The following is a 5,980-nucleotide window of genomic DNA, read 5'->3' on the forward strand; positions in this document are numbered from 1 at the left end:
AGGGCTATTTGTCATGCTCAAAATAGTATAACATAAGGTTAATTAGAATTTTAGAGAAAAATATTGACATCCTATTAGCTGGTTTAGTGGAATAAAAAGGACATAACATAGTAGTCATATAAAATATGTTATGTCCTTTGAGTTATTAATTTTTTTCAATTCAGGTCTTGATAACTAAATCGGGCTTTTTTTTACGGCTAAATGAAACCCTTAAGTCTATTACGCTCTGAGGGTAAATAAAAAAACTTCACGGATATACATCCCGTGAAGTTTAAAACTCTATATTTAGTTAGAAGAAAAGGAAGCCGATGCTAATGATAATGCCTGTAAAGATTAAAACGAATAAACAGAAGCCCATTATATCCCTAGCTTTTAAGCCAGCGATTGCAAGGGCTGGTAGTGCCCAGAACGGTTGAATCATATTCGTCCAAGCATCACCCCACGCGATTGCCATAGCAGTTTTAGCGTAGTCGGCACCTAAAGTGGTTGCAGCATCTAACATAATAGGAGCTTGTACTGCCCATTGTCCACCGCCTGACGGTATAAAGAAGTTAACAAGTCCCGCTGAGAAAAATGTAAACAAATAGAATGTATGTTCATTGGAAATATTAACGAACCATTCTGAGAATACGGCAGCTAAACCAGAAGCGGTCATCATGCCCATAATCCCTGCATAAAACGGGAATTGAAAAACGATGCCTGTTGTTGTTTTAATGGCATCTTGTGCAGCAGCAAGGAAACGCTGTGGTGTCCCGTGGAAAATGATCCCTAATACAATAAAAATTGTATTAATCACATTTAAATCAAGAACAAAGCCTTTCGTCATAAAATGATGTACTAAATAAACAAGTCCGATAATAGCAAGTAAAATCGTTAAAATATAACTACGTTCAGAGCGGCTGGCAAAGTTGTTTTCGGGCTTAGGTAACTCTGTTTTTTCTTCAACTAATAAAGCAGGGTTAACCACAACCGTATCTTCTTCCTTTGGCATCATCCAACGATTAAACAATGGTAAAGTGAAGACGATAACGATGACTATAAATAAGTTATATGTTGAAAAAAGTGTAACATTTGTTGGTATGATCCCCATAATGTCAGCGAATTTATGACCTTCAGTCGCAATGGATAACGGAATTGAGCCAGCTAATCCCCCATGCCAAATTACAAAGCCTGAGTAGGCACTAGCAATTAATAAGCGATAATCTACCTTTTTAACATGACGAGCAATTTCCTTTGCGAAAAGGGCACCAATGACAAGTCCGAATCCCCAGTTAATCCAGCACGCTAATAGTGATACGAATGTAATAATGATAATTGCCATACCTGGTGTTTTTATTTTACTTGCAATGGCTGCTAATCCCTTTTTAAAGACTGGGCTATTCGCCAAAATGTGACCTGCAGCCAAGACAATCACCATTTGCATTGTAAACTCTAATAGTTTCCAAAAACCATCTCCCCAATAGATCACCATATCGAGCGGAGAAGAATCTGTTAATGTAACCCCTAATAATAACGTCAATACTGTGAGTATAGTGACAAATATATATGGATCAGGTAAATATTTTTCCATAATAGCATTTGAAATTCTTGTTAACGTTTTCATGTTAGAATTCCCCCTTCCTTTTCTGCCATCCCTTATTGCTAATTGTACATAGAAATATGAATTAAGGAAGATAAAATCGGTATTAAGTACGATAAACTGAACGTAATGTAGAAATAAAGTCGCGGTTGTTATTGCTTAATTAAATACTATTGAAATCATAACAAAGCCTTAGTGCTATTGTATTGATCTACTTATTTTTAAGAAGAAGGATTAGTAGAGAATGAGGAGAATTTATTACTACATAGGGGTTTTGGGAATATTTTTTATAACAAATTAGAATAAATAGGGGTATGTATATGGAGTTGCGAGATTTACAAGCATTTATGACTGTCGTTGAACATAGGAGCTTTACAAAGGCAGCTAATGAATCCTTTGTATCACAACCTTCATTAAGCAAAAGCATTAGAAAGTTGGAGAATGCTCTTCATGTAGAGTTATTAAACCGATCTACACGCAATATAGAGTTAACAGACGCAGGTAGTATCGTCTATAAACAAGGACAAAAAATAATACGTTCTGTACACGATTTACATATATTATTGGATGATTTATCGAACATCGAAACAGGTACGATTAAATTAGGGATACCACCATTAATTGGCACACTATTTTTCCCTGAAATCGCGCGAAAGTTTCATAAGCAATATCCAAAGGTGCATTTAGAGCTTGTGGAACGTGGAGCTAAAATGATCGGAACATTAGTAGAAAATGGCGATGTTGATATGGGGATTGTTGTCATACCTACAGACGAAAGGAAATTTACTATCCAATCATTTGTGGAGGACCAATTTTTTGTCTTTATTAATGAGTCCCATCCATTGGCTCGGCAAGAACATATTCTATTACAAGATTTAAAAAATGAATCATTCATTATCTTCACAGAGGAATTCACACTGCATGATTATGTTATAAAATCATGTAAAAGCGCAGGATTTACACCAATAATCGGCTATAAAAGCTCGCAATGGGATTTAATAGTGGAACTAGTTTCCTCGAATTTAGGGGTGACACTTTTACCATATTCAATAGCCGCAAAGCACACGAATAAAAATGTCAAAATTATTCCGTTACTTAATTTTGACATGCCATGGCGTTTAGGTGTTATTACGAAAAAGAATACATATCAATCTTTTGCCTTAAAGCAGCTACTCAATACAATACGTTCTGAAAATTGATTTATGCACTTTTAGAATAAATAATATTCTAATTTATTCCTTTACTTATAAAATAGTATTGAGGTAGAATTTTTCTTAATAACTGAGCAATTTTAGGGGGTTTCGATATGGGGAAGGGGAAAGTGTGGAATTCGTTTGAGGAAGCCGTCGCTGATATTAAAGATGGGGATACATTAGCTGTAGGGGGCTTTGGGCTATGTGGTATCCCTGAGAAATCAATTGCGGCACTAGTCCAAAGGGGAACGAAGGACTTAACAGTTGTAAGCAATAACTGTGGTGTGGATGATTGGGGTTTAGGGCTTTTATTGGCAAATAAACAAATCAAAAAAATGATTTCATCCTATGTAGGTGAAAATAAAATTTTTGAACAGCAGTTTTTAAGCGGAGAGCTTGAAGTAGAATTGACACCACAAGGTACATTGGCAGAACGTATGCGAGCTGGCGGAGCTGGAATTCCGGGCTTTTACACGGCTACTGGTGTTGGAACACCTATTGCTGAGGGAAAAGATGTAAAGGTTTTTGATGGCAAGGAATATATTTTAGAAAAAGGTATTGTTGCAGATTTTGCCCTTGTCAAAGCATGGAAGGCAGACAAGCTAGGAAATTTAGTTTTCAGAAAAACATCGCGTAACTTTAATCCTCTAGCTGCAATGGCAGGAAAAATTACGATTGCAGAAGTAGAGGGAATTGTTGAAGTAGGAGAGTTAGATCCGGATCATATTCATACTCCGGGTGTATTCGTGCAACGCATTTTACTAGGTGGCAATTATGAGAAGCGTATCGAGCGTTTGACGGTGAAAAAGGGGGATGCGTGATGGCTGATACAAGACAAAAAATCGTAAATAGAGCGGTAAAAGAAATACAAAACGGCATGAACGTCAATTTAGGTATTGGTATCCCAACGCTAGTGGCCAATGCAATTCCGTCTGATTATGACGTTCTATTACAATCAGAAAATGGTCTTCTTGGCATTGGTCCATACCCAGTAGAAGACGCAGTCGATCCTGATTTAATTAATGCAGGTAAAGAAACGGTAACAGCTGTTCCAGGCGCTTCCTTCTTCGATAGTGCCGAATCATTTGCCATGATTCGTGGCGGTCATATTGATCTTGCTATTTTAGGTGGCATGGAAGTATCTGAAACGGGTGACCTTGCGAACTGGATGATCCCAGGGAAAATGGTAAAAGGTATGGGAGGCGCCATGGACCTTGTAGTCGGGGCAAAAAGAGTAGTCGTTGTAATGGAGCATGTCAATAAAAACGGTGAGTCAAAAATAAAAAAACAATGTGAGCTACCATTAACAGGAAAGGGCGTTGTGCATAGATTAATTACAGATATGGCTGTTTTCGATTTTACCGATGAAGGGATGCAGCTTATCGAATTAGCAGAGGGTGTTACTTTAGAGGAAGTAAAAGAAAAGACTGCTGCTTCCTTTAATGTCGCCATAATAGGGTAAAGTGAAACTTTAATCAGTGGGGATTTTCTTCATCCCGACTGATTATTAGTCTTCACCAATCGGGCGTTTCCGGGCAGTTAACCTCTCATAACTATTTTGCTTCCGATTAATCTCGAGGGTGTACCTGACGCTTCTCTTTCGATACGCAATTACTGCCCGTTAATGCGGGGGAAAGTGATTGAATGTAACCAGTTCTTTCATAGAGCTGGTTATTTTTCATTAGGAGAGTCAATCACTTCAGCAATATTGCCTCTTCGCGAGTATTTCAACCAATATCGCGAGTATTTCTGAAGAGCGTGAAGGTTGATTGTTATTTTTCAGACTATTGGCGGTTCTCTAGCTCTATTTTGCAATTATACAATGATTGAAAAGGAGAAAAATAACTATGAGACAACAATGGTCAGATGAATTACAGGTAGCACAGGTACGCGTTGCACGGCCAACTGATAAATTAAAGGAAATTGAAGAATTTTATTGTGAAGGCGTAGGGTTAGAAAAAATCGGCTCTTTTTCAGGACATCGAGGCTACACCGGTATCATGATTGGTCTTCCGAATGCTAGCTATCATTTAGAATTTATAGAGCATACTGAAGGAAGTCCTTGCCCAGCGCCAACAAAGGATAATTTGCTCGTATTATATATTCCAAAACGTTCCACCATACAGCTTATTGCTGAACGCTTATTGCAAATGGGTTACCCTGAGGTAGAGCCAGAAAATCCATATTGGGCCGAAAAAGGTGTCACAATTGAAGATCCCGATGGCTGGCGTCTCGTATTGATGAACACAGGGGGGATTTAAATCGGTATGAGCCTACATTTACATACCCTATGTGGTATATGGATACAGCATTTGATATCGAAAGATGGAAAAGGGCATCATGTAAAAAATTTTTCTGAAGCAATAAGTAAATAGTAAAAAGATACCCCTTTGTTATACGCAGAGGGGTATCTTGATGTTGGAATATTCTATTGTCCTAAAGAAGCATCTTGGTGATAATGAGTAGCAATGGATTCGATATTTAACTGAGTATAGTTTGCCCAATTAGTCTTTTTAAAATCTTCTTCACTAAAGTAAATATTTAAAAGCTCAGTCATAGATTTGCCCCCTTTAGATCCTGTTAATGGGGCATACCAACTAATAGCTGGAGTTTTAACATTTTGAAGCTTAGATAGCTCTGCAAATATTTTAGTGGAATCCTTCAGCATTTGATTTTTCATACCTTTTTTCACATCATTGTCCTGTATAGAGATTGAAACGATACCATTCTTTTTTTCAACAGTGAATTTGTTTTTAACGATAGCTCTTACTATATCTTCAACGGAAGTATTTTTATCGACTGCAACCTCCTTTGGAGCGGTATTTTTCCCGCAAGCGGATAATAGTAGTGTGGTTAGTAAAAACAAATAAAATAATTTCTTCAATGTAATAACCTCCCTTGTTACTACCATATATGCGCAAAATGGAGGTGAATTATACAAAAAGAAGGAAGGTAATAAAAAATCCAAATTATGCCCCTACAAAATAGCTTCTGGAATTGGCTTTGGCTCAGGCTTGCAGAAGTTTTTTGCGCGAAAGCGTAGTGCTAATATAGTAGCAACAAGAAGTTCACTCAGACATTGTTGCTGTCGCTCCGCTTTCGCACAGAAAAAAGCCTTGTTGCTGTCGCTCCGCTTTCGCACAGAGAAAAGCCTTGTTGCTGTCGCTCCGCTTTCGCACAGAGAAAAGCCTTGTTGCTGTCGCTCCGC

General features: G+C 37.7%; 7 protein-coding genes. 4 read left to right on the forward strand and 3 right to left on the reverse strand.

What is annotated here, in order from left to right; all coding sequences use genetic code 11:
* Positions 1-289 precede the first annotated feature (289 nt).
* Positions 290-1,603, reverse strand: a complete 1,314-nt coding sequence (locus ACIPKN_RS22355; protein ID WP_400940328.1) for a short-chain fatty acid transporter — start codon at positions 1,601-1,603, stop codon at positions 290-292.
* Between the two features lie 296 nt (positions 1,604-1,899).
* Here ACIPKN_RS22355 and ACIPKN_RS22360 point away from each other — a divergent pair, with 296 nt between their 5' ends.
* The 4 genes from ACIPKN_RS22360 (at position 1,900) to ACIPKN_RS22375 (ending at position 5,033) form a co-directional block, all read left to right on the forward strand.
* Positions 1,900-2,778 carry a LysR family transcriptional regulator gene (locus ACIPKN_RS22360; RefSeq protein ID WP_400940330.1) on the forward strand — a complete coding sequence of 293 codons (879 nt, stop codon included), beginning with the start codon at positions 1,900-1,902 and terminating at the stop codon, positions 2,776-2,778.
* 107 nt (positions 2,779-2,885) lie between these two features.
* Positions 2,886-3,593 carry a CoA transferase subunit A gene (locus ACIPKN_RS22365; RefSeq protein ID WP_400940332.1) on the forward strand — a complete coding sequence of 236 codons (708 nt, stop codon included), beginning with the start codon at positions 2,886-2,888 and terminating at the stop codon, positions 3,591-3,593.
* On the forward strand, positions 3,593-4,234 hold the full coding sequence (locus tag ACIPKN_RS22370) for a 3-oxoacid CoA-transferase subunit B (RefSeq protein WP_400940335.1): 642 nt from the start codon (positions 3,593-3,595) through the stop codon (positions 4,232-4,234). The genes ACIPKN_RS22365 and ACIPKN_RS22370 overlap by 1 nt, the downstream gene beginning before the upstream one ends.
* 385 nt (positions 4,235-4,619) lie before the next feature.
* Complete coding sequence (locus tag ACIPKN_RS22375) at positions 4,620-5,033, forward strand: VOC family protein (RefSeq protein ID WP_400940337.1); 414 nt, start codon at positions 4,620-4,622, stop codon at positions 5,031-5,033.
* A gap of 167 nt (positions 5,034-5,200) precedes the next feature.
* On the opposite strand, the gene ACIPKN_RS22380 is transcribed toward ACIPKN_RS22375, so the two are convergent.
* Entirely contained in the window at positions 5,201-5,656 is a 456-nt protein-coding gene (locus tag ACIPKN_RS22380) for a hypothetical protein (RefSeq protein ID WP_400940338.1), read from the reverse strand.
* 93 nt (positions 5,657-5,749) lie between these two features.
* A partial coding sequence (locus ACIPKN_RS22385; RefSeq protein ID WP_400940340.1) for a hypothetical protein occupies positions 5,750-5,980 on the reverse strand: 231 nt, incomplete at its 5' end.

It is taken from the genome of Lysinibacillus sp. NPDC086135 (assembly GCF_044746345.1).
Taxonomy (GTDB): Bacteria; Bacillota; Bacilli; order Bacillales_A; family Planococcaceae; genus Lysinibacillus.

Coding starts and splice junctions, on each gene's coding strand:
- ACIPKN_RS22355 (WP_400940328.1), bottom strand. CDS start 1,603: ATGAAAACGTTAACAAGAATTTCAAATGCTATTATGGAAAAATATTTA.
- ACIPKN_RS22360 (WP_400940330.1), top strand. CDS start 1,900: ATGGAGTTGCGAGATTTACAAGCATTTATGACTGTCGTTGAACATAGG.
- ACIPKN_RS22365 (WP_400940332.1), top strand. CDS start 2,886: ATGGGGAAGGGGAAAGTGTGGAATTCGTTTGAGGAAGCCGTCGCTGAT.
- ACIPKN_RS22370 (WP_400940335.1), top strand. CDS start 3,593: ATGGCTGATACAAGACAAAAAATCGTAAATAGAGCGGTAAAAGAAATA.
- ACIPKN_RS22375 (WP_400940337.1), top strand. CDS start 4,620: ATGAGACAACAATGGTCAGATGAATTACAGGTAGCACAGGTACGCGTT.